The sequence below is a fragment of the Terrisporobacter glycolicus ATCC 14880 = DSM 1288 genome, from assembly GCF_036812735.1.
In the GTDB taxonomy this organism is placed as follows: Bacteria; Bacillota; Clostridia; order Peptostreptococcales; family Peptostreptococcaceae; genus Terrisporobacter; species Terrisporobacter glycolicus.
Genome location: NZ_CP117523.1, coordinates 703,138 through 724,412, shown reverse-complemented (window position 1 = coordinate 724,412; position 21,275 = coordinate 703,138). Strand labels below are relative to the sequence as shown.

The following is a 21,275-nucleotide window of genomic DNA, read 5'->3' as shown; positions in this document are numbered from 1 at the left end:
TTGTGTATTTAAGCTACTGCTTTTTCTTTATTTACCTTGGTGTAACTTTTTACTTCTTTAACTAATACTGCCGCTATTATAACTATAGCAATAATATCTGCTACTGGTTGTGAGAACCAAACTCCATCTAATCCTAAGAACTTTGGTAATACCATTATTAAAGGTATTAAGAATATACATTGTCTTAGTAAGCTAAGCAATATTGATATTTTAGCTTTACCAATTGATTGGATATAGTTTGTCCCTATAATTCCAACACTCAATATTGGTAAAGTTACTGTGTATTTTTTAAGTCCATTTACTGTTATACCCATAAGTTCTGGATCACTATTAAACATTCCTACTAAAAACTCTGGTGCTATATTTATTATCATTGCACCAATAACAAATATACATGTAGATGCTATTAAACATATTTGTAATGCTTTTTTTGCTCTGTCATATTTTTGGGCCCCGTAATTAAATCCAACTATTGGTTGCATACCTTGACTTATTCCAAATGAAGGCATTAAAAATATCATTGAAATTGAACTTATAGTAGCCATAGCTCCTATTGCTAAATCTCCACCATAAGTTTTTAAACTTTGGTTACTTATAACTTGAACTAAACTTGCTGCAAGCTGAATTGCAAATGGTGACACACCTATTGCTAAAATAGATTTTGCTGCATTTTTATTTAATCTAACAGTTGATAACTTAAACTCTAAATTAGATTTTTTTCTTAAATAATATGAAAGTCCCCACATAGCTGTTATAGCTTGTGATATTATTGTTGCACTTGCTGCACCTTGGATTCCCATATTAAACTTAAAAATAAATAGTGCATCTAATATTATATTTGTAAGACATCCAACTGTCATTATAATTGCTGATAATTTAGGATTTCCATCTCCTCTAATAACATTGTTAAAGAACATCGCCATTATAGAAAATGTTGTTCCTACAATAATTATATCTGTATATGATTTTGCGTAATATAAGGTTGCATCACTAGCACCAAATAATATTAGTATCTGTTTTGAAAATATAAGTCCTAATATGGTAAGTGTAACACCTAATACTACTGATAATAACATACCTGTTCCTATTATATTTTGCGCCTCTTCTTTTCTACCTTGTCCTAATTTTATAGAAACATTTGTTGCTGAACCTACACCAACAAGCATTCCAAAAGCTAACGCTATTGTAAGTATAGGCATTGTAACACCAAGTCCTGCTATAGCCATAGAACCTACTTCAGGTATATTCCCTATAAATATTCTATCTACCACATTGTAAAGTGCATTTACCATCATTCCTATTATAGCTGGCACAGAATATTTTAATAATAATTTTCCAACTGATTGTGTTCCTAATTCTGCCTGATTTTTATTCATACATTTTCCTCCTATATATTTATATTAGAGCAAACTCTTTTAAGTAGTTTTATCATTAATTCTCTTTCTTCTTTATTTAATTGCTCGCTCATTTTTTCATCCCATTGATTCAAAATAAAGAATATATCATTCTTTACTCCTTTTCCTTCTTCTGTTAAATAAACCCTGTTGGATCTTTTGTCATTTTCGTCCTTTTCTCTTCTTACAAATCCATTTTCTTCTAACTTTTTTATAGCTCTTGCTGTAGTTCCTTTATCTATTTTAAGTACTTCAGCTAATTCCTCTTGATTTCTACCATCCTCTATATAAAGTTCTAATAAGTACATAAATTGACCTTGACCTATATTATATTCCTCCAGACCTTTACTAATGAAAATACGGCCTTTTCTATATATTTGAGAAATATATTTTCCAATATTATCACAATTATTTTTTTTCATATACCTCTCCCCTTTCTTTATTTAGTTGTGTATGCAACTATATTAGTATAACATATTTAGTTGTGATTGCAACTATTTTTTATAAAAATTTTATCTTCTTTAGTAACTACATATAAATAATAAAAGAGGATAAGTATTTCAAATACTTATCCTCTTAAAAAATAAATAATTATAAAGTTGATACTAAATATTTAGTATATGCTATAAATGCCCTTGCTTCTTCCATAGTATTATAAAGTCCTAAGCTAGCTCTTAACATTCCATTTGTCGGTTTATTATTATAAGCATTGTTACATGCAGTTTCATCGCTAATTCCCATTAACCTATTAACATATGGATGTGCACAAAACTTTCCAGTTCTTAGAGCAATTGCCATTTCATCCGCAAATCTTTTACCTATTGTTTTATAATTTTCACCATCTATATTAAAAACAATAATACCTAGTCGATCATCTATATTTTCATTATCTCCATATAATATAACCCTGTCTATTTTTTTCATTTCTGTTATTATAAATTCTTTTAACATCATTTCATGTTCATATATATTATCAAAACCAATTTTCTTCAATTCTTGTAATGCTCTACCTGTAGCCATAGCTCCTAATGAGTTTGGGCTACCTGCTTCATGCAAAGCTGGAGGATCATCCCATATAACATCATAATCTGTAACTGCTTTTACACATGCCCCTCCCTTTAAAAACGGTGTTAAGTTTGACAATTCTTCCTTCATTCCAACTATTACACCTGTTCCATATGGTGAATATGATTTATGACTAGAGAAAACAAGAAAATCTATTTCTTCTCCTGGCTTTTTGCCCTTCATATTTATTTCCTTATGAGCAACTAATTGAGCACCATCTACTATTATTTTTGCATTATATTTATGACATATTTTAGCTATTTCATGTATAGGATTTACATATCCTGTTACATTTGATGCTCCTGTTACAGTTACATATTTAATTGTACCATTATTTTCCTTCAATTTATCTTCTATACTCTCAACGCTTATTCTTCCTATTTCATCAACATCAATATATTCTACTGTAGCGCTATATCTCCAAGGCAAATCATTGGCATGATGCTCCATTCTTGTTGTAATTATTTTATCATCTTTACTTTTAATTAAAACATTTGCTAATAAATTCATACACTCAGTTGTAGTTTTTCCAAAAACTGCAGTATATCTTGAATCACTACCCACATTAAAAAAATCTAGTATAATTTGTCTTGCCTCTTCATATTTTTGAGTAGTTATTTCACTTTTCTGGCCAGTTCCCCTAGCTACAGCTCCATATGTTATTAATCCTTTACTTAATTCTCTATATGATGATTTTAATGATGGCGTAGTTGCTCCATTATCAAATCCTATGGGCATAGCCATATTTCCATCTGCCAATTGAACTGGATTGTCTACTCCAATAAATAAATCTCTATATTTATTATGATTATTATATATATCCATAAGTTTAGCATCCCTTCTTATAAAATTATACTTTACATTTTTATATATATGATTGTTCTTAAATAAGGTTACTTTCTACATATGATAGCCACATATTTATTTATCTTTCCATAAAATAAAGGAATATGTCAAAGTCCATATTCCTTTATTTTTTCCTCTATCTTTATAATATGTATTTATTTATAAAATATTTCATTTCTTTATTCAAATCGCCACAATCTTCTACAATTTCGCATCTTCGGCATTCTATAGCTTCCCCTTCTAAAGCCGGATGTATTTCTATATTTTTACCATTACATGAAATTAAAAATCCTAAGTTTATATCTTCATAAGCATTAATATATGCATCTGACATATATATACCTTGTGAATTTCCTTTTGACTCATCATCAATAATATAGTTTTTTCCATTTATACATGATAAATACTGTTCATTTCTACTACCAAAAAAATAATATAGCTGCCCCTTATACTTTAATAATTCTTCAATCTTCTTGTCTTTTTCATCTTCCTTTAAACAGGTACTTATACCATTGTAGCACGTTTTTACAGCAACTTTTTTACATATTTCCTCATTCATTTTGCATAAATCAAAAGTTCTTAATTCCCCACTAAAAAAACTCATTTTATGACACCCCTTTATATGTTTGTAATTATATTGTAATTGAGAATGATGTTATTTTCATTATAAAAAAATTTTTATACTACTGGTATTTTCTGCCTATTTCGTTTTATTTCAATGAATTCAAATTACTTAAAATATACTTTTTAAACTTATATGATAGTTTTTTTATATAAATAAAGTACAAATTATTAAAATTTTAATTCTTGGCCCAAGTTGTTGTTTTTCATTAAAATAAAGATTAGAATGTTACTTATAACCGAAGAAATATTAGCATACATCATACCTATATTTATATGGAGGTTTATTATGGGAGAACAAAAAATTAGCTTAAAGGAATTTTTATATGAAACATTCCTTCTTATTATGGGATGTCTTTTGATGGCATTATCTTTTGTATTGTTCTTTGATCCTCATTCAATTGCTCCTGGAGGATTAACAGGATTAGCAGTAATAATCAATTATCTGTTTAACATCCCCTTATGGTTTGTGAACTTAATTTTTAATGTGCCATTATTTATCTTAGCATACAAAGTTCTAACAAAAAGAGAATGTTTGAAAACGTTATCCGGAATAGTTTTCTTTACTTTAGCGCTAAATTTATTCGAAAATTTCGAAAATTTCCAAATTACTAACGACGTCTTATTATCAACTCTTACTGGTGGAGTAATTTTAGGATTAGGGCTTGGTGTAATATTTAATATCAACGGAACAACAGGTGGTACAGATTTAATAGGTCTAATATTAAACAGATGGCTTCCATCCATTAGTGTTCCCAAATTAATGGGAGTAGCGGATTTTATAGTAGTTATGTCATCAATATTCGCTACAGGAAAAATAGAGATTGGTTTATACTCTGCACTAGGATTATACGTTGCTGTTGTAGTAAGCGATATGGTTGTGCAAGGTTTTTATAGTGCCAAATCTTTTACTATTATATCAAATTCACCAGATGAAATATCTAATGCTATATTAGAAAAAATGAATAGAGGAGTTACTATTTTAAGTGCCAAAGGTGGTTATACAAAAGAAGAAAAAGATGCTTTACTTGTTGTAGTCGGTAAAAGAGAGGTATCTACTCTTAGAAAAATCGTCAAAAGTGTTGACCATAATGCATTTGTAGTTATTACAGATGTTCACGAAGCACTTGGGGAAGGTTTCAAACAAATGTATTAGCAAAAAGGCGGTATCTTTTTTGATACCACCTTTTTATTGTCTATAAACTTATAAAGTTAGGCTTCATTTTGTCAAAAGTACAGACATATTTGTATCCCATATCTTTTAAATTTTCATAAATTCTTTTAAATTCATGAGCCACTTGAGCTGGATTATGAGAATCTGAACCTGTAGTAATAATTTCCCCTCCAAGTTCTCTATATCTTTTTAATATATATGATGAAGGAGTTAAATCTGGTAATTTGTATCTAAAACAAGATGTATTAATCTCTATTCCTTTACCTTCATGTATTACCATTTTTAATATTTCATCAATTTCATCACCAAATACCTTATCGTCTATTATATTGTTTAAATCACCGTACCTTTTAACAATATCAACATGACCAAGTACAGAATAATTTTTAAATTTCTTCATCACACCGTACAAAGTTTCATAGTACTGTCTATAGGCTTCTAATTGAGTTTTGTCTTGATAGAATTTTTTTCCTATCAACTCCTGCTTATCAATTGTATGAATTGATGCTATAACAAAATCAAAGTCGTTATTGATGACATCTTCTAAACATCTATCTAGTACATGACCTTGCAGTCCCATTTCTATTCCCTTTTTTATAGTGATATCATTTTTGTAAAGTTCATTAAAATAATTCAATCTAGAAAAATAATCCTTATAGTCTACACTAATATCTCTTTCTTCATCATCTATTATTACACTATAGTCTATATGCTCAGTAAAGCATATCTCTTTTAGACCTAATTCTATAGATTTTTTTATCATATCATCCATAGGTGTTTTACTATCTTCAGAAAAACTCGAGTGCATATGATAGTCATAATACATAGTCTTTCCCCCTATTCATTACTTTTTCTTTGTTGTTGTATCTTCTCCAAAAGCACCATACCAATCTTCAGTAAATTTATCTACGCTCCAACTAGTTAAAGGATGGTTCATCATTGCACTACATATATCTGATGGTACAGTTACACTATGAACACCTGATTTCATTAATTCTAAAACTTGTTGGCAGTTTTTAAAGCTAGCAGCAAGTACCTTTGTTTTCATATTATAAGTATTTAATATTCTAACTAAATCACTTACTACTGATATTCCATCTGCACTAATGTTGTCTAATCTATTAACGTAAGGTGCAACATAATCAGCACCGGCTTTTGCAGCTAAAAAACCTTGATGTGCAGTAAATATTGCTGTTGCAGTTATCTTTATTCCTTGTTTTTTAAGTTCTTTTATAGCTCTTAGCCCATCTTTTGTTACTGGTATTTTTACATACATATTCTTTCTTATACTACTTATAAATAAAGCTTCTTCTATTATATCTTCAAATTCTGTACTTACTACTTGTGCATGTATTGGTGTATCTTGGCCTATAATTTCATCAATCTCTTTTATAAGTATTTCAAAATCTTTCCCTTCTTTTGAAACTATACTTGGATTAGTAGTCACACCATCTATAATTAAATGAGTGTACAGATCTTTTATGTCCTCTAAATTTGCTGTATCTAATATTAACTCCATAATTACCTCCTAAATTTTGTATACAATTATTAGAAAAAATCAGTTACCTCTATACAGAAGTAACTGATTTTTTTTCAATATAAAGTATTAATTATTTTTTTATTAATATTTCACTACCGATTGATAGTTTTGGTACCTCTAAACTTTCAACATATATACTTCCTGGTAAAGAAGCTTCTGCTGACCCATCAAATACTATAGTAACATGACCTAAACTTACTAAGTTTTGCTCTGCAACATTTCCAATTGCAGTTATTTTGTATTCATTTCCATCGATTTCAACTGTATGACCAACCTCTATAGTCTCACTTACTGGTTGTATATCTACTGTATAACAGAAATCTTTTAATGTATCTGGAGCATTATCTCCAAATAATATAAACATTGGCTCCCCTTCAAAGGCTGATACTTCTGAACCTATATTTTTTATTTTATTTTTGTATATTGTTTCCATTTTGAATCTCCTTAAGTTTACATAAAGTTTACATATATTTTTAAATATTCTTTATTTTATATTATGCATATAATCCTATGCTAGCTGCCCAAGCTATTAATACTCTTGGTACACCAGTTAAAAATCTTGAATATAATACAGCTGGAACACCAACTTCAACTGTTTCTGGATCTGCTTCTGCAAGACCAAGTCCTACTGGTATAAAGTCACATGCACCTTGAGTATTTATTGCAAATAATGCTGGTAAAGCTAAACTTGGTGCTATATTTCCTTTTCCAATTTCAACACCTATCAATGTTCCTATAACTTGAGCTATAACTGCTCCTGGTCCAAGAAGTGGTGATAAGAATGGTAATGAGCATATAAATCCTATTAATACAAGACCTATTCCTGTTCCTGCTAGAGGAGTCATTACTTTTGCGAATACATCACCTACACCAGAACCTTGAATTATACCTATTAATAGTGCAACGAATGCCATAAATGGTAATATCGTGTTTATTACAGTTTGTACAGCATCACGAGCTGATTGGTAGAAAGTATTTACTACTTTTCCAGCTCCCATACCTATTTTAGTTAATAAGCTAGTGCTTCCATCTTTTTCAGTAGTTTGAGTTATTTTTTTATCCGCGCTGTATTTAAACTCCCTTTGCTGTTCTTCTTCTTTTGATTTTTGAGCTTCATTAGAAGTTTCTTGTTTATTAACAATTCCTTTTGCTAAGCTTATTTGATCAACTCCAACTGCAGATACATATATATCTTCAGTTATATATTTAGCTAGAGGACCACTTTTTCCAACTGGCATTACATTTATAGTTGGTATTCTTTTTTGTGGATATATACCACATCTAAGTGTTCCACCGCAATCTATTATAGCTAAAAATATTTGCTCTTCAGGTACAGATGTTTTGAAACCGTTTACCGCTTCACAACCAGTAAGCTCTACTATTTTGTCTACTATGTCTGGTTTAGCTCCACCACCTGTTATATATAAAAGTTTATTTTTTTCTTCTGTTGGTGTTACTGTTAAAGGACCACCAAATCCTCCATTACCTTTTTTTATTTCAATTGTCCCGAATTTTGACATCTTTATATCCTCCCTTAGATTTAGTCCTACGCTGCTACAGTTTTAACTTCTTTACTTAGTTCAATACCTTGTTGTTTCATAACCATTTTAGTTGTGAAATCAGTCGCCCAACCACTCATGAAGTTACATACTAAACCTACTAATAAATATCTTACCGCTAATGGCATTGTACTTAGTCCTAATGTTGATATTCCGTTTGCTATTCCTAAAAATATAAATACTTCCCCTGGATTTATATGTGGGAAAACACCACTACTTGTATGACAGAAATAACTTGCAGATGCATAGTAGCTTGGTTTATATCTTTCTGGCATAAATCTACCTAGTGATAATGCCATTGGATTACCTAGCATAAATGCTCCTAAGAAAGGAACTACCATATAACGAAGTACAGGATTTTTTGCTGAAAACTTAGCAAATCTGTTTATTTTTTCCTCTCCTATTAATCTTATTATAGTGTTCATTGCTATTAATAGTAATAATACTTGAGGTACTATTCCTGTTACCCAACTTGTAAAAGTTTCTGCTCCTAAAGAGAACAGCCCCATAAAACCTTCTGCGAATTTTATAATTGCATCCATAATTATTCAAACCTCCATTAATTTATTTTTGAGTTGCTACTTTTTGTATTGATCCTGCAACCTTTTCAAAAGGACTCTTAGGATCTTCTATGCTACCACCACTTGTTATAGTGATATAGTTTGAAGAGGCATCTAATATTGATTTTTGAACTTGTTTCGAATAAGATCTAACATGGTCTTTTGTTATAGTAGCAATATCAATTCCATTTAAATCATTAAATTCCTTAAATCTAGCAAGTACTGTAACGCCAGATAAACACATTCCTTTTAAGATAATTCCTTTATCATCTATTGCAAACATTGCTATTGATCCTGCTACAAATCCGCCTTTTTTCTTTCCTATGGCAACTCGACCCATTCGTCTTAAATCTCTAAAGTTTAAATTAAAATTTTTCATTTGCATCATAGTTAATAAAAATTGAACTACATATGCTGCACCTAAACTTATAATTACAGCCCAAAATATCATATTTACTCACCTCATCTTTTAAAAAGTACTGTCTTCTTTTATCTTATAAAGAACTAAATCCTTATATTTTTTTAACCTAGATATTTCTTTTATTTTATTTTCATCTTTAGCAATGGAAATGATTTCGTTATAAATTTTAATTAGTAATATTTCATTTTCACCAAGCTCTTCTGGGATACCAAGTAAAAATACTAGTTTCACATTTCTATCTTTATCAATAGCTAAAGTATCATCAAATACTCCAAGAGCCAAAACAATATTATCACTTTCATAATTTACAACATGTGGTATAGCAATATGTTTATCAAAAACCATAGTAGAGTTGTCTTCTCTCTTCTTAAGTCGTTCTTTAAAACCATCATCCACATATCCATTATTTTGAAGTGCATCAACCATTAAGTTTATATTTTCTTTATAACTTAAATTATTATCTAAAACGAAAAACTTTTCTTCATCTAATAAATTTAAAAGTATAGAATCTATTCCCTGTAATAGAGGAACTTCCAATTTTTGAGTGTATTTGACTTGCTCGATTTGATTTCTAAATTGGTGTTCATCAAATATCTCTTTCATATATATAATCGGTGTATTTATATCACAAGTTAATTTATATGTGGAACATATTAAGTCATATTTGTTTAATAACTCATCATTAACTTCTGTACTTGAATATATATCTATTTCTGATTCTGAAGATAAAATTTTCTTTAACTGACTGGATATAATTCTTGCAGTTAATACCCCACTTCCACATATAATTGCTACTCTATAGATTTTATTCTTATATGAATTCTCTGATATAAAAACCCCAAAGTACATAGCCATATATCCTACTTCATCTTTAGATACTTTTTTACCTAATTTGTCTTCAACAATACACTTAGATAATTCCGCCATTTTAAATGCCACTGAATATTTTTCCTTAATATCTTCTAAAATAGGATTTTTAATTTTTATACCAAATTTAACTCTATTTATCATGAAAAACATATGATATACAAATTCATCAAAGAAATCGCCTGGCATAATAGTTATATTCATCTGGCTTTTTATTAAGGTTATTATTTCCTGAACTAAATCAATTGTCTCATCAGACACTTCAATTTCTTTTATTCCCTGAGAGTTTATGGGAGTTCTCATACTAATTATAGGTAAGACCATAAATATTCTCTCATTCACAGGAACTTTTACAGGTATAATTTTTTCTACCTCATCTAAAAGCTTGTCTACAAATTCAAATGTTTTTGTAGATTCTAGTTCTACATATTTATCATCTAAAGATTTAATTGTATAATCATTTAGCAATCTATCTATCATAACTGTAAAGAATTTTATAAAGTTATCTATTGCTCCACTTCCCAAAGCATTTTCTCTACAAATTTTAGATATGGATTCAATTATGTCTTCATCAATTTTGAATTCTTTATAAATTGGACCATACATGTCTTGTAATAAACACATTCTAATATCTACTTCATTTCCTTCAAGAAATAATCCTGTATTCGTTTTCCCGACAATCTTTAAATTATACTTTTCCATCTTATTTCTTAATTTTTTTAAATCACCTATAAAAGTAGTTTTTCCTATGTTCATTTCTTCTGCTAAATCATCTGTTAGGTAGGGCACATCACTATTCATTAACTTATACAAAATATATGACATTCTATTTTGTTGTGAGTTAAAAAAGTCATCTTGTATGCCTAAGTCTTGCCTTACTATATCAAAGTTTTGTTGATCAATAACATAAAGTACATATTTACCTTGTTTAATATCAATCAACGCATATCCTTTTAGCAATCTATTTAGTTCTTTTATTTCATTTTTTACGGTTTTTGTACTAACACCTAGTTTATCTGCAATAGATTGTGAGGACGTTAAATTACTTTGTTCTATAATTCTTAATATTTTACATAAGCGATTTTCTTCATTTATAATATTCATCAATCTCCCTCCCTATTGCAGATTAATTTTTATGTCTATCCTCTAGTCTTTCCACCAGCCACATTTACAGTAACCCCATGAATATATCCTGCTCTTTCAGATGCTAAGAAACATACTGTATTTGCTACTTCGCTTAGTTTTCCATCTCTTCCTATTGGAGTCGTAGATGACTTTGTATAACCAGCTCTTAATTCGTCTACTGTTATCCCTCTCGTATATGAAAGTGCTTCTTCATATGCTAAAGTTCTTAATCCTGTAGCTTCCATTATTCCTGGTGCTACCCCTACAACCCTTACTCCTTTTTTACCAAGCTCTTTTGCCCAAGATCTTGTAAATGAATTTACTGCATTTTTACTTGCTGCATATATTCCTTGACCTTCAGAACCTTCAAGACCACATTCAGAAGACATATTTATTATTACACCATGTCCTTGTTTTACCATTTCTCTTCCTGCAATTTGTGCACATAAATATACTCCCTTTACATTTATGTCCATTACTTTATCATATATATTATCATTTAGTTCATACTTACTATTTTCTTCCTTGTCATCAATTAGTAAAGAAGGTATATTTATACCTGCATTATTTACTAATACATCTATGCTTCCGAAAGTTTCTTTAGCTTTTTGTACTGCTGAACTTATACTTTCTTTATCTGTTACATTCATATTTGCATATAACATTTTCCCGCTATTTTCTTCTATTTGAAATTCTGGCTCATTTGGATTTAAATCACATACAACTACATTCGCACCTACATTTAAAAATTCTTGTGCAACGGCTTTCCCAATTCCTGAAGCTCCGCCTGTAACAAGGACTGTTTTATTTTCTAAACTCAACCATGATTTTTCCATTCGCTTATCTCCTTATCTGTTATTTGTTAAGATAAGTCTACCAAAGATATTAATTTTAATTAATATCATCTTTTTCCCGCCAGAAGAATTTCTTAGTTATAATGTATTTAATTTAATGTTTATATGATATTATACTAGTATAATAAATGGTTTGTACATATCATAGAAACTATTACCAAATATTGGTTGATAATTATTTTATATATAATTGAACTATTCGTATTTTTATAAATAAAAAAGGCATTGTATCTTCATGTTAAAAACATTACAATACAACACCTTCCATCTATTCTTTTACATTATATTTTTATTCAACTGTAACTGATTTAGCTAAGTTTCTAGGCTTATCTATGTCGCATCCTCTCATTTGAGCTACATGATAAGAAAGTAGTTGCATTGGTACAACAGCTGTTATACTCGCATACATATCATCAACTTCTGGTATATATATTACTCTATCAGCTGATTTTTCTACTTCTTTATTGTGTTCTTTAGCTATTGCTATAACTTTAGCTCCCCTAGCTTTAACTTCTTGCATATTTGAAAGCATCTTTTCAAATAACTGCTCTTGAGTAGCTAAAACTAAAACAGGAGTTCCTTCTTCTATTAAAGCTATTGTTCCATGTTTTAATTCTCCAGCAGCGAAAGCTTCAGCATGCATATAAGATATTTCTTTTATTTTTAAAGAACCTTCCATAGCCAGTGCATAATCAATCCCTCTACCTAAATAGAACATATCATTTTTATCTTTTATTTCACTTGCTATTTCTTTTAGTAACTCATCACATTGTAATACTTTTTCAACTTGTGATGGCATCTCTTTTAACTTGCCTATCATTTCAAAGTATTCTTCTTCACTTATAGTTCCTTTTGTCATAGCCAAGTTTAATGCTATCATATAAAATGCTGTTAATTGTGTTGTATAAGCTTTTGTAGATGCAACTGCTATCTCTGGACCTGCCCATGTGTAGAATATATCGTCAGACTCTCTAGCTATTGATGAACCAACAACATTAGTTATCGATAATACTCTAGCACCTTTTGATTTGGCATCTCTAAGTGCTGCTAAAGTATCAGCTGTTTCTCCTGATTGACTTACTATTATTATTAAAGTATTTTCATCTACAAATGGATCGCTATATCTAAATTCAGAAGCTATATCAGCTATTACTGGTATTTTAGCGAATTTTTCTATAGCATATTTTCCAACAAGTCCTGCATGATAAGCAGTACCACAAGCTACTATATAAACTTTGTTTATTTTATCTAAATCTTCTTTAGTTATTTTTATATCGTCTAGTTTTATTCTTCCATTTTCGTCTAATCTTCTAAGAAGAGTATCTTCTACACCTTTTGGTTGTTCGTAGATTTCTTTTGCCATGAAACTATCAAATCCACCTTTAGATGCTGCTTCCACATCCCAAGTTATTTCACTTACTTCTTTTTCTACTACTTCTTTATTTTCATTTAAAACAGTTACTTTATTTCCTTCTATGTGAACAAATTCACCATTTTCTAAGAAGTAAACATTTCTTGTATATTTTAATATTGCAGGTATATCAGATGCCACCATATTTTCATCTTCACCTAAACCTACAACTAATGGACTATCTTTTCTTACTGCTACTAATTCATTTGCATTGTCAGCACATACTACACCTAATGCATAAGCTCCTCTGAACCTTTCAGTTGCTTTATATACTGCTCCTAAAAGATTTCCTTCATAGTATTTACTTACCATGTGAGCTACTATTTCTGTATCTGTTTGAGATAAGAATTTAACTCCTTCAGATTCTAATTCAGCTTTTAATTCAAGGTAATTTTCTATTATACCATTGTGAACAACTGCTATTGTTTTATCCATATTATAATGAGGATGTGAGTTTACATCTGATGGCTCTCCATGAGTAGCCCATCTTGTATGCCCTATTCCTAAATGTCCATCAATAGGATTTTTTTGTAAATCATCAGCAAGTATTGCTAATCTACCTTTGAACTTTCTTATTTCTAATTCGTCACCAGTATTTACGGCAACACCTGCAGAGTCATATCCTCTGTACTCTAATTTTGACAGACCTTCTATTAATACTTCTGTTGCCTGTCTTCTTCCTAAATATCCAACTATTCCACACATATTATGTGTCCTCCTAAAAATATTATTTTATATATTTTTAGAGTTAGGTCATGAAAAAGCTTACTTAAGTTTTCCTTTGTCCACAGAATCACTTCTATGATTTGAAAAAACCTTAACGATGGTAAACACACCGCAGAGCATCCGCCGAAAAATCGATTAACTCTGTCCTCGTCAACTTAACCCCCAATACTAATAATAAAAAATCATGTTGTTGTTAAGTTCTGGCGCTTAATATTTATATTTGACCTTACTCTTAATTAAACTAATTTTAAAAAATTTTTAAATAAATATTTTTAAAATTAAATTAACTATATTATTTTATAAGTACGATACTAATATATAATAAAGACTATGTCAATCTATATAAATAATCCTACTCATCATATTTTTTTTATAATACTGTATAATTGTTTTATTTTACTTCATTTCAAACCACAGTAAATATAATTAAATTTAATTTTTAATTAGAAGCAAACGTAAAAAATCGCCTAAAATATTTTTTAGACGACTAATATACTTTTTATTTATTATTTGCTTCCTACATAATCTTTCATAGAATTTTTAATTGTATATGGTAAATATCTAATTATTAATACTGCTAATAAGCATGTCCCTACTTTATCTATTAAGTTATTCCCCACCTTTGTAATAAATGATGCTGCAAATATACTACTACCACTACTTCTTAACCACATAACAATTACATCAGATGCTGTACCTGTTAAACCTCCGTAAATAGCAACCCCTATTGGAGTCCCTATTAATGGACAAACTATACTAAGAATTAATCCTGTTATAAATGCAGTTACATAGGTAAATTTAAATCTTTTCGCTACAAATCCTACTATTAGAGCCACTGCAACATTGACTAATAAGAATGGAATATCTTTTATACTATACATAAATCCTGTTATTATGTTTGTTAATGCTCCTACTATTGCCCCGGGAATTGGTCCCATAAGTGCTGCAGTTATAACTGTTCCTAGTGTATCCAAATAAAATGGTAACTTAAGTGCACTTGTAGCTATACCAAGTACTATATTTACTGCTATTGCTAAACCACAAAAAGTTATCATTCTTGACTTATTACTATTCATGATATCATCTCCCTTTTTATTACATTTCAGTTGAATTATATCATGATTTTATTGGAGTTCAAGAGAATCGATATCATATATATAAAAATACAATACTGCTTATTAATTATAAATTTTTTAAATGAATAATTTCATCTTTTAATGTTCTAATTGGTATTTTTATATTATAATCACCCAATAATTTTTTTAACTCTTCTATAAATACGCCTGATTCATTCTCCAAAGATATACTTTTTATTTTTTCATTTAATGATGCACATCCTCCAAGCTCTCCTCCATAATTACCTTTGCAAGTAAAATTATATCCACAACTAGGACTGCCATCTATAGCAACAATACCTATTATTTCAAATTTCTCTTTATTTGTATAATACTCTATTAATTGTTCTATCACAGGCTTTAATAGATTATTACAATGTTTTTTAAAAAATGGATTATCAAATTGATTTTTTTCATGTCCCCAACGTTTTGAACCATACATTGTAAACTCTGGACATGGTAATTGTAATAATTCTATATCTTTTTTAAAAACTTCACTTAATAATTCTTTTCTTAAATTATTTTCTTCGTTAATTTCTTCTATATTATATCCTTCAACTTTTGATGCTCTATTTAAAATGCAATGTGTTACAACTAAAATTCTTTTCATAATTCCTCCTTATTTTATCTATAAATTATTATTTTTATTATATATAAAAAAGCCATGGCAATTTATTTTCACCATAGCTTTATCTAAAACTCTAAATTATTTTACATCATAAAGAAAAAATATGCTAATAAAATAATACCAAGTATTATTCTATACCATCCAAATATTTTAAAGTCATGTTTTTTAATATATCCCATAAGGAATTTGATTGCCCATACAGATACTACAAATGATACTACAGTACCTACACCTAATACTATTAATTCAAAACTTGTAAATGCAAATCCAAATTTAACTAGTTTAAGTAAACTTGCCCCAAACATTACTGGTATGGCTAAGAAGAATGTAAATTCTGCTGCTATTTCCCTTGATACACCTATTAATAATGCTCCAACTATTGTTGCCCCTGAACGAGATGTTCCTGGGAAAACTGCAGCTATTAATTGGAATAATCCTATGATTATAGCCATTTTATATGTAAGTTGATTCATATTTGTAACTTTAGGTCTTACATCCTTATTCTGATTTTCAACTACTATAAATAAAATACCAAATATAATAAGCATAGTAGCTACTGTTTGGAAATTATAAAATAGTGCATTTATTTGGTCATCCCATAATAATCCAATTACTGCTGCAGGAATACAAGCAATTACTATTTTAATCCACATAATAATTATGTCTTTTTGTACAAATGGTTTTCTATCAAATTTAAAAGGAAAAATCTTTTTCCAATATAAAATTACAACAGCCATTATGGCACCTAGCTGTATAACTACAAAGAACATTTCTTTGAAAGCTGGCGACATACCTAATTGTAGAAATTCATCAACTAATATCATATGACCTGTACTACTTACTGGAAGCCACTCTGTAATTCCTTCAATAATACCCAATATGATGGCTTTAAATATTTCTATCCATTCCATGTTTTCACCTCATTTATATTTTCTTTATTTGAATAAAAAAAATCCTAATTAATATTTAGGTCTTTTTCTAGTATACCATATAAAGTATGACTTAGCCTCATAATTTTATACTTACTATTTTGTAATAAAATTACAAATTTTTCAAAAAATAAAAATTTAATTTTCCTATTTATCCCATCACAACTATCCTCATTATAAAAAAAGTTATCTAAGATATTTTAGATAACTTTTTATATTAAATAGTTAGCTATGCTATTTTTTCTGATTTTCCTTTATTACTTTTATCTTTTGGAAGACCTAAACCTATAGCAACTATACCACACAGAAACATTAATATTGGATAGTGTAAGTACCCAATTATCGCAAATGGTGATATTCCAGCCAAACCTGCCGCAGTTAATAGTTGCGCTCCATAAGGAATTATTCCTTGCCATACTGATGAAAATATATCCAATATACTAGCTGATTTTTTTGAATCTATTTCATATTCATCCGCTATATTTTTAGCTATTGGTCCAGCCATTACTATGGCTATAGTATTGTTTGCAGTACATAAATCTACAATACTGACTAATGCTGCTATTCCAAATTCAGCACCTTTTTTATTTTTTATTTTACTTTGTATAAAATCAAGTACAGAATCTATTCCTCCATTAAACTTTATAAGCTCAACCATTCCGCCAACTACAACAGATATCATACAAAGTTCGAACATTCCTGTCATTCCTTCCGATACAGCTGTTATTACCCCAAATAAATCTAAAGATCCTGTTATTATTCCTATTGTTCCTGCAAATATTACTCCCCCACCAAGAAGTAAAAATACATTTGCTCCAAGAACTGCACCAATAAGTACAAACAAATATGGTAAAACTTTTACTAACTCATAGTTATATGTTTCATTTGATACGCTTACATATCCTCTGCTCATTACTGTTAATAATATTATAGTAATTATAGCCGCTGGCAGTACTATTAAAAAATTTACTTTAAACTTATCTCTCATTTCACAACCTTGGGTTCTTGTAGCAGCAATTGTTGTATCAGATATCATTGATAGGTTATCACCAAACATTGCTCCACCTACTACTGCACCTAAAACTAGAGCTACTGGTATACCCGTTTTTGAAGCGACTGCTACACCTATTGGACCTATTGCTGCTATAGTTCCTACAGATGTTCCCATTGATATAGATATAAAACACCCTATAACAAATAATCCTGTAACTAATAAGTTAGCTGGTACTATTGATAAACCTAAATTTACTACAGAATCAGCTCCACCCATGGCTTTTGATACACCACTGAAAGCTCCAGCAAATAAGAATATTATAAGCATTAAAATAATATCTTTATTTCCTCCACCTTTACAAAATACTTCCATCTTCTTATTAAAATCAGCTTTTCTATTAAATAGAAATGCTACTGCTGTTGAAATTATAAAAGCTACTAAAGTAGGCATTTTATAAAAATCTCCACTTATAACTCCACTTCCAATAAATAAAACTAAAAATATTACTAATGGCAACAATGCCAATGCACTACCTTTTTGTCTTTCCTTGCTCATAATTATTCTCCCTTCCTTATAATACTTACTATCAGTTGAAATTTTACTTTCAAGAATAAAAAAAGCTTGAGAATAATCTCAAGCTTTTATAAACTATGTTATTCCTCATCTTTCAGCCTTCGCTGCAGGATTTAGCACCTTTTTATATAAATATATATCGGTTGCCGGGTATCATAGGGCCTGTCCCTCCACCACTCTTGATAAGTAAGTAAATATTTATTTTTATTAATTAATATATTAGAATATTTTTTATTTACTGTCAACTTTTTATTATTAAAAAATTCTAATATAACATATAAAGTACAGACTATTTTTCAGGTATATAGATTTGTTTTGTGTCAAATCCCAAATTTTTAAATTTAGAATATAAAAATTCGTACTTACTTGGTACAATTTTTATTACATTCATATCAAAAGGTAATTTTGATATATTTTCTACCTTAATATTTTTTCTAATAAGTAAGTCTATATATTCTTCACACCAAGGTTTTATAATTTCTGCTTCTCCACTTATTTGCAAACCACATAAATTATTCATACTTTTATAATCTTCATATACACAAAGAGATATTTGATTGTTTTTTGAAAGCCCTATAAACTTTAGACCACCTTCACTAGTTATATAAATGTTTCCATCGTAATACTCATATTCTAAAGGTGTTGCCCTTACAAAGTCTCCATATCCAGTAGCAAGTGTACATGTATTTTTATTTTTAAGAAAGGTTTCAATTTCTTTTTTAGTTATATTAACTGGAGGTATAAACTTAGGTGTATTAAAATATTCTCTCAAGTTTTTACCTAATTCTAATACTTTGTTATCCTCAGTAGTAAACTTATTTATAAACATTTCACCCTTTATATACTCACAAAAAATATTTTCATTATTGACAACTTTTTTTAATTGTTCAATCTTATTTAATGCCTCTTGTTTATTTAATCCTATACATACTAAGGCCACTCTTTTATTATTTAAGTCTATTTTATTTTCCTCTATATATTTCAAAATTTTTTCACAGTTATTTTGTCCATACAAAGAAAACACTAAAACAATATTAGAATAATGTTTAATATCATGCGGTGAATCATTAATGTCAAAAGATTTTGCTGGGCCTAATATTGGACATACGGTGTTTGAGATAACCTTACATGTTTCATACTTACTTTCATATAAAATAAGAGTAATATTCATTTTATCCACCTCTTCATAATAAATCTTATTATTTGACATTTATTTTTTAGGAATTATTATCATATATACCTTTCTTACTATTGTTACACTTTTCATAACTCACGTCTATTAAATGTGTAAACATCTTATGTTTTTATTATCTTTATATTTTTTTCAATAATAAAAAAAGGAATTATTAAGATTTACTTAATAATTCCAATATGTACTTTTTCTTTTCGATGATTATAAAACTCTTCTTGCATTTACATAAGTATTTACATAGTACGAACTATTCATATCGTTTATAACAACTTTTCCTTGCCCAGATGCAGCATGGATTAATTGTCCATTTCCTATATAAATACCACAGTGAGTAACTCCACCATTATTTGATCCAACAGTGTCAAAGAATACTAAGTCTCCAGGTTTTAAATTACTTCTACTTACATAAGTTCCATAGTTACTTTGTAAAGATGATGTTCTTGGTAATGTTATTCCAGCAGCATTTTTAAATACATAGTATGTAAACCCTGAACAGTCAAATCCACTAGGTCCTTGAGCACCCCATACATAAGGCTTTCCTAATAATTTTTTTGCATAAGAAATTACCTTACTTGCTGAAGTACTAGTTGAAGTATTAGAATCTGAAGAACTTCCAGAAGATGGTTTTTTACTAGTTAAATATGTACTCGAAACATATCCTGTTACACTTCCACTAGTTATTTTTGACCATCCATTACTAGTTGATTTTACAGTTACTTTTGTTCCATGACTTAATGTAGTTATTACTGAGTAGCTTGTTCCAGCTCCTTTTCTTACATTTAATCCAGCTTTTGAGTCTACGTATTTAGTAGTTGATGTTTCACTATTTGAATTATTGCCAGTACTTGGCTTACTACTACTTAAATATGAACTAGAAACATATCCTGTTACACTTCCACTAGTTATTTTTGACCATCCATTGCTAGTTGATTTTACAGTTACTTTTGTTCCATGACTTAATGTAGTTATTACTGAGTAGTTTGTTCCTGCCCCTTTTCTTACATTTAGTCCAACACTTGCATCCACATATTTTGTAATTGATGTTTCATTACTATCATTATCTGAAGTATTGCCTGAACTTGGTGCTTTACTGCTTAAATATTGATTTGAAACATATCCTGTTATACTTCCACTAGAAATTTTTGACCAATCACCACTTGTAGTTATTACTTTAACTTTAGTTCCATTAGTTAATGTTGCTATCTTAGCATAGCTAGTTGATGGACCTTTTCTTACATTTAATCCAGCTGAAGTATTAACATATTTCTCACTCGTTGAAGTTGATGTTCCATCTGATATATAATCCTTGTGAACATAACCTGTTTTTGAGTTATATTTTATTTTTCTCCAACTGCCATTTGAACCTAAGTAAGTAACTGTTTTTCCTTTTTCTATTTTACCCATAGAATCATATGACTTGCTTGGTCCAGTTCTAAAGTTTACTCTTCCTGTTATTGTTCTTGTATCATCTGCATGAGAGTTCGTCACATCGGTCATTGGTGCTACTAACGCTGTAGCTAGCATACCTGCCATTACATATTTTTTATTTATACTCATATTTAATCGATTTTACAATTTTATAAATTGTAATTTCTATCCCCCTTCCAATATGTAACATATCTGAAACATATTTACTTGGTATTAATACTATTATTACATTTTTAAATTAGTTTGTCTATAT

At 29.2% G+C, this 21,275-nt stretch carries 20 protein-coding genes and 1 riboswitch; of the genes, 1 reads left to right on the top strand and 19 read right to left on the bottom strand.

What is annotated here, in order from left to right; all coding sequences use genetic code 11:
* Nucleotides 1–8 precede the first annotated feature (8 nt).
* From TEGL_RS03715 to TEGL_RS03700, 4 genes are all read right to left on the bottom strand, one after another.
* Complete coding sequence (locus TEGL_RS03715) at nucleotides 9–1,376, bottom strand: MATE family efflux transporter (RefSeq protein ID WP_018592741.1); 1,368 nt, start codon at nucleotides 1,374–1,376, stop codon at nucleotides 9–11.
* Between the two features lie 11 nt (nucleotides 1,377–1,387).
* On the bottom strand, nucleotides 1,388–1,816 hold the full coding sequence (locus TEGL_RS03710; protein WP_018592740.1) for a MarR family winged helix-turn-helix transcriptional regulator: 429 nt from the start codon (nucleotides 1,814–1,816) through the stop codon (nucleotides 1,388–1,390).
* Nucleotides 1,817–1,985: 169 nt separating this feature from the next.
* A complete protein-coding gene (locus tag TEGL_RS03705) occupies nucleotides 1,986–3,284 on the bottom strand; it encodes an aminotransferase class V-fold PLP-dependent enzyme (RefSeq protein ID WP_018592739.1) in 1,299 nt (432 codons plus the stop codon).
* A gap of 163 nt (nucleotides 3,285–3,447) precedes the next feature.
* Complete coding sequence (locus tag TEGL_RS03700; protein WP_018592738.1) at nucleotides 3,448–3,909, bottom strand: hypothetical protein; 462 nt, start codon at nucleotides 3,907–3,909, stop codon at nucleotides 3,448–3,450.
* A 306-nt stretch (nucleotides 3,910–4,215) separates the two neighbouring features.
* On the opposite strand from TEGL_RS03700, the gene TEGL_RS03695 reads away from it, so the two are divergent.
* Nucleotides 4,216–5,082: a YitT family protein gene (locus TEGL_RS03695; protein ID WP_018592737.1), complete on the top strand. Its 867-nt coding sequence runs from the start codon at nucleotides 4,216–4,218 to the stop codon at nucleotides 5,080–5,082.
* 40 nt (nucleotides 5,083–5,122) lie between these two features.
* Here the strand turns inward: TEGL_RS03695 and TEGL_RS03690 are convergent, their stop codons facing one another.
* The 15 genes from TEGL_RS03690 to TEGL_RS03620 all read right to left on the bottom strand — a co-directional run bounded on the left by TEGL_RS03690 (nucleotide 5,123) and on the right by TEGL_RS03620 (nucleotide 21,151).
* Nucleotides 5,123–5,926 carry a histidinol-phosphatase HisJ family protein gene (locus tag TEGL_RS03690; protein WP_018592736.1) on the bottom strand — a complete coding sequence of 268 codons (804 nt, stop codon included), beginning with the start codon at nucleotides 5,924–5,926 and terminating at the stop codon, nucleotides 5,123–5,125.
* 18 nt (nucleotides 5,927–5,944) lie between these two features.
* Nucleotides 5,945–6,619, bottom strand: coding sequence for a fructose-6-phosphate aldolase (gene fsa, locus TEGL_RS03685; RefSeq protein WP_018592735.1), 675 nt, complete (start codon nucleotides 6,617–6,619; stop codon nucleotides 5,945–5,947).
* A gap of 91 nt (nucleotides 6,620–6,710) precedes the next feature.
* A complete protein-coding gene (locus TEGL_RS03680; RefSeq protein ID WP_018592734.1) occupies nucleotides 6,711–7,073 on the bottom strand; it encodes a PTS glucitol/sorbitol transporter subunit IIA in 363 nt (120 codons plus the stop codon).
* 61 nt (nucleotides 7,074–7,134) lie between these two features.
* Complete coding sequence (srlE, locus tag TEGL_RS03675; RefSeq protein WP_018592733.1) at nucleotides 7,135–8,160, bottom strand: PTS glucitol/sorbitol transporter subunit IIB; 1,026 nt, start codon at nucleotides 8,158–8,160, stop codon at nucleotides 7,135–7,137.
* A gap of 26 nt (nucleotides 8,161–8,186) precedes the next feature.
* On the bottom strand, nucleotides 8,187–8,741 hold the full coding sequence (gene srlA, locus TEGL_RS03670) for a PTS glucitol/sorbitol transporter subunit IIC (protein WP_018592732.1): 555 nt from the start codon (nucleotides 8,739–8,741) through the stop codon (nucleotides 8,187–8,189).
* 22 nt (nucleotides 8,742–8,763) lie between these two features.
* The gene (locus TEGL_RS03665) at nucleotides 8,764–9,210 is read right to left on the bottom strand and encodes a transcriptional regulator GutM (RefSeq protein ID WP_018592731.1); all 447 of its coding nucleotides are present in this window, start codon (nucleotides 9,208–9,210) and stop codon (nucleotides 8,764–8,766) included.
* An 18-nt stretch (nucleotides 9,211–9,228) separates the two neighbouring features.
* On the bottom strand, nucleotides 9,229–11,151 hold the full coding sequence (locus tag TEGL_RS03660) for a BglG family transcription antiterminator (RefSeq protein ID WP_018592730.1): 1,923 nt from the start codon (nucleotides 11,149–11,151) through the stop codon (nucleotides 9,229–9,231).
* 35 nt (nucleotides 11,152–11,186) lie between these two features.
* Nucleotides 11,187–12,008: an SDR family oxidoreductase gene (locus TEGL_RS03655; protein ID WP_018592729.1), complete on the bottom strand. Its 822-nt coding sequence runs from the start codon at nucleotides 12,006–12,008 to the stop codon at nucleotides 11,187–11,189.
* A 307-nt stretch (nucleotides 12,009–12,315) separates the two neighbouring features.
* Entirely contained in the window at nucleotides 12,316–14,142 is a 1,827-nt protein-coding gene (glmS, locus tag TEGL_RS03650; protein WP_338460404.1) for a glutamine--fructose-6-phosphate transaminase (isomerizing), read from the bottom strand.
* Between the two features lie 527 nt (nucleotides 14,143–14,669).
* The gene (locus TEGL_RS03645) at nucleotides 14,670–15,239 is read right to left on the bottom strand and encodes a CD3073 family putative ECF transporter S component (RefSeq protein WP_018592249.1); all 570 of its coding nucleotides are present in this window, start codon (nucleotides 15,237–15,239) and stop codon (nucleotides 14,670–14,672) included.
* Between the two features lie 106 nt (nucleotides 15,240–15,345).
* The gene (locus TEGL_RS03640) at nucleotides 15,346–15,888 is read right to left on the bottom strand and encodes a CD3072 family TudS-related putative desulfidase (protein ID WP_018592250.1); all 543 of its coding nucleotides are present in this window, start codon (nucleotides 15,886–15,888) and stop codon (nucleotides 15,346–15,348) included.
* A gap of 101 nt (nucleotides 15,889–15,989) precedes the next feature.
* On the bottom strand, nucleotides 15,990–16,817 hold the full coding sequence (locus TEGL_RS03635; protein WP_018592251.1) for an undecaprenyl-diphosphate phosphatase: 828 nt from the start codon (nucleotides 16,815–16,817) through the stop codon (nucleotides 15,990–15,992).
* A 247-nt stretch (nucleotides 16,818–17,064) separates the two neighbouring features.
* The gene (locus tag TEGL_RS03630; RefSeq protein ID WP_018592252.1) at nucleotides 17,065–18,384 is read right to left on the bottom strand and encodes a Na+/H+ antiporter NhaC family protein; all 1,320 of its coding nucleotides are present in this window, start codon (nucleotides 18,382–18,384) and stop codon (nucleotides 17,065–17,067) included.
* A 102-nt stretch (nucleotides 18,385–18,486) separates the two neighbouring features.
* Nucleotides 18,487–18,591: riboswitch (SAM riboswitch) on the bottom strand.
* A 100-nt stretch (nucleotides 18,592–18,691) separates the two neighbouring features.
* Nucleotides 18,692–19,612 carry a pyridoxamine 5'-phosphate oxidase family protein gene (locus TEGL_RS03625; RefSeq protein WP_081617909.1) on the bottom strand — a complete coding sequence of 307 codons (921 nt, stop codon included), beginning with the start codon at nucleotides 19,610–19,612 and terminating at the stop codon, nucleotides 18,692–18,694.
* A gap of 183 nt (nucleotides 19,613–19,795) precedes the next feature.
* Nucleotides 19,796–21,151 (bottom strand): C40 family peptidase, encoded by a 1,356-nt coding sequence (locus tag TEGL_RS03620; protein ID WP_018592254.1) that lies wholly within the window; start codon nucleotides 21,149–21,151, stop codon nucleotides 19,796–19,798.
* Between the last annotated feature and the right edge of the window lie 124 nt (nucleotides 21,152–21,275).

Bases quoted from the DNA above. Each gene is read 5' to 3' on its own strand.
- TEGL_RS03715 (WP_018592741.1), bottom strand. From the start codon at position 1,376: ATGAATAAAAATCAGGCAGAATTAGGAACACAATCAGTTGGAAAATTA.
- TEGL_RS03710 (WP_018592740.1), bottom strand. From the start codon at position 1,816: ATGAAAAAAAATAATTGTGATAATATTGGAAAATATATTTCTCAAATA.
- TEGL_RS03705 (WP_018592739.1), bottom strand. From the start codon at position 3,284: ATGGATATATATAATAATCATAATAAATATAGAGATTTATTTATTGGA.
- TEGL_RS03700 (WP_018592738.1), bottom strand. From the start codon at position 3,909: ATGAGTTTTTTTAGTGGGGAATTAAGAACTTTTGATTTATGCAAAATG.
- TEGL_RS03695 (WP_018592737.1), top strand. From the start codon at position 4,216: ATGGGAGAACAAAAAATTAGCTTAAAGGAATTTTTATATGAAACATTC.
- TEGL_RS03690 (WP_018592736.1), bottom strand. From the start codon at position 5,926: ATGTATTATGACTATCATATGCACTCGAGTTTTTCTGAAGATAGTAAA.
- fsa (WP_018592735.1), bottom strand. From the start codon at position 6,619: ATGGAGTTAATATTAGATACAGCAAATTTAGAGGACATAAAAGATCTG.
- TEGL_RS03680 (WP_018592734.1), bottom strand. From the start codon at position 7,073: ATGGAAACAATATACAAAAATAAAATAAAAAATATAGGTTCAGAAGTA.
- srlE (WP_018592733.1), bottom strand. From the start codon at position 8,160: ATGTCAAAATTCGGGACAATTGAAATAAAAAAAGGTAATGGAGGATTT.
- srlA (WP_018592732.1), bottom strand. From the start codon at position 8,741: ATGGATGCAATTATAAAATTCGCAGAAGGTTTTATGGGGCTGTTCTCT.
- TEGL_RS03665 (WP_018592731.1), bottom strand. From the start codon at position 9,210: ATGATATTTTGGGCTGTAATTATAAGTTTAGGTGCAGCATATGTAGTT.
- TEGL_RS03660 (WP_018592730.1), bottom strand. From the start codon at position 11,151: ATGAATATTATAAATGAAGAAAATCGCTTATGTAAAATATTAAGAATT.
- TEGL_RS03655 (WP_018592729.1), bottom strand. From the start codon at position 12,008: ATGGAAAAATCATGGTTGAGTTTAGAAAATAAAACAGTCCTTGTTACA.
- glmS (WP_338460404.1), bottom strand. From the start codon at position 14,142: ATGTGTGGAATAGTTGGATATTTAGGAAGAAGACAGGCAACAGAAGTA.
- TEGL_RS03645 (WP_018592249.1), bottom strand. From the start codon at position 15,239: ATGAATAGTAATAAGTCAAGAATGATAACTTTTTGTGGTTTAGCAATA.
- TEGL_RS03640 (WP_018592250.1), bottom strand. From the start codon at position 15,888: ATGAAAAGAATTTTAGTTGTAACACATTGCATTTTAAATAGAGCATCA.
- TEGL_RS03635 (WP_018592251.1), bottom strand. From the start codon at position 16,817: ATGGAATGGATAGAAATATTTAAAGCCATCATATTGGGTATTATTGAA.
- TEGL_RS03630 (WP_018592252.1), bottom strand. From the start codon at position 18,384: ATGAGCAAGGAAAGACAAAAAGGTAGTGCATTGGCATTGTTGCCATTA.
- TEGL_RS03625 (WP_081617909.1), bottom strand. From the start codon at position 19,612: ATGTCAAATAATAAGATTTATTATGAAGAGGTGGATAAAATGAATATT.
- TEGL_RS03620 (WP_018592254.1), bottom strand. From the start codon at position 21,151: ATGAGTATAAATAAAAAATATGTAATGGCAGGTATGCTAGCTACAGCG.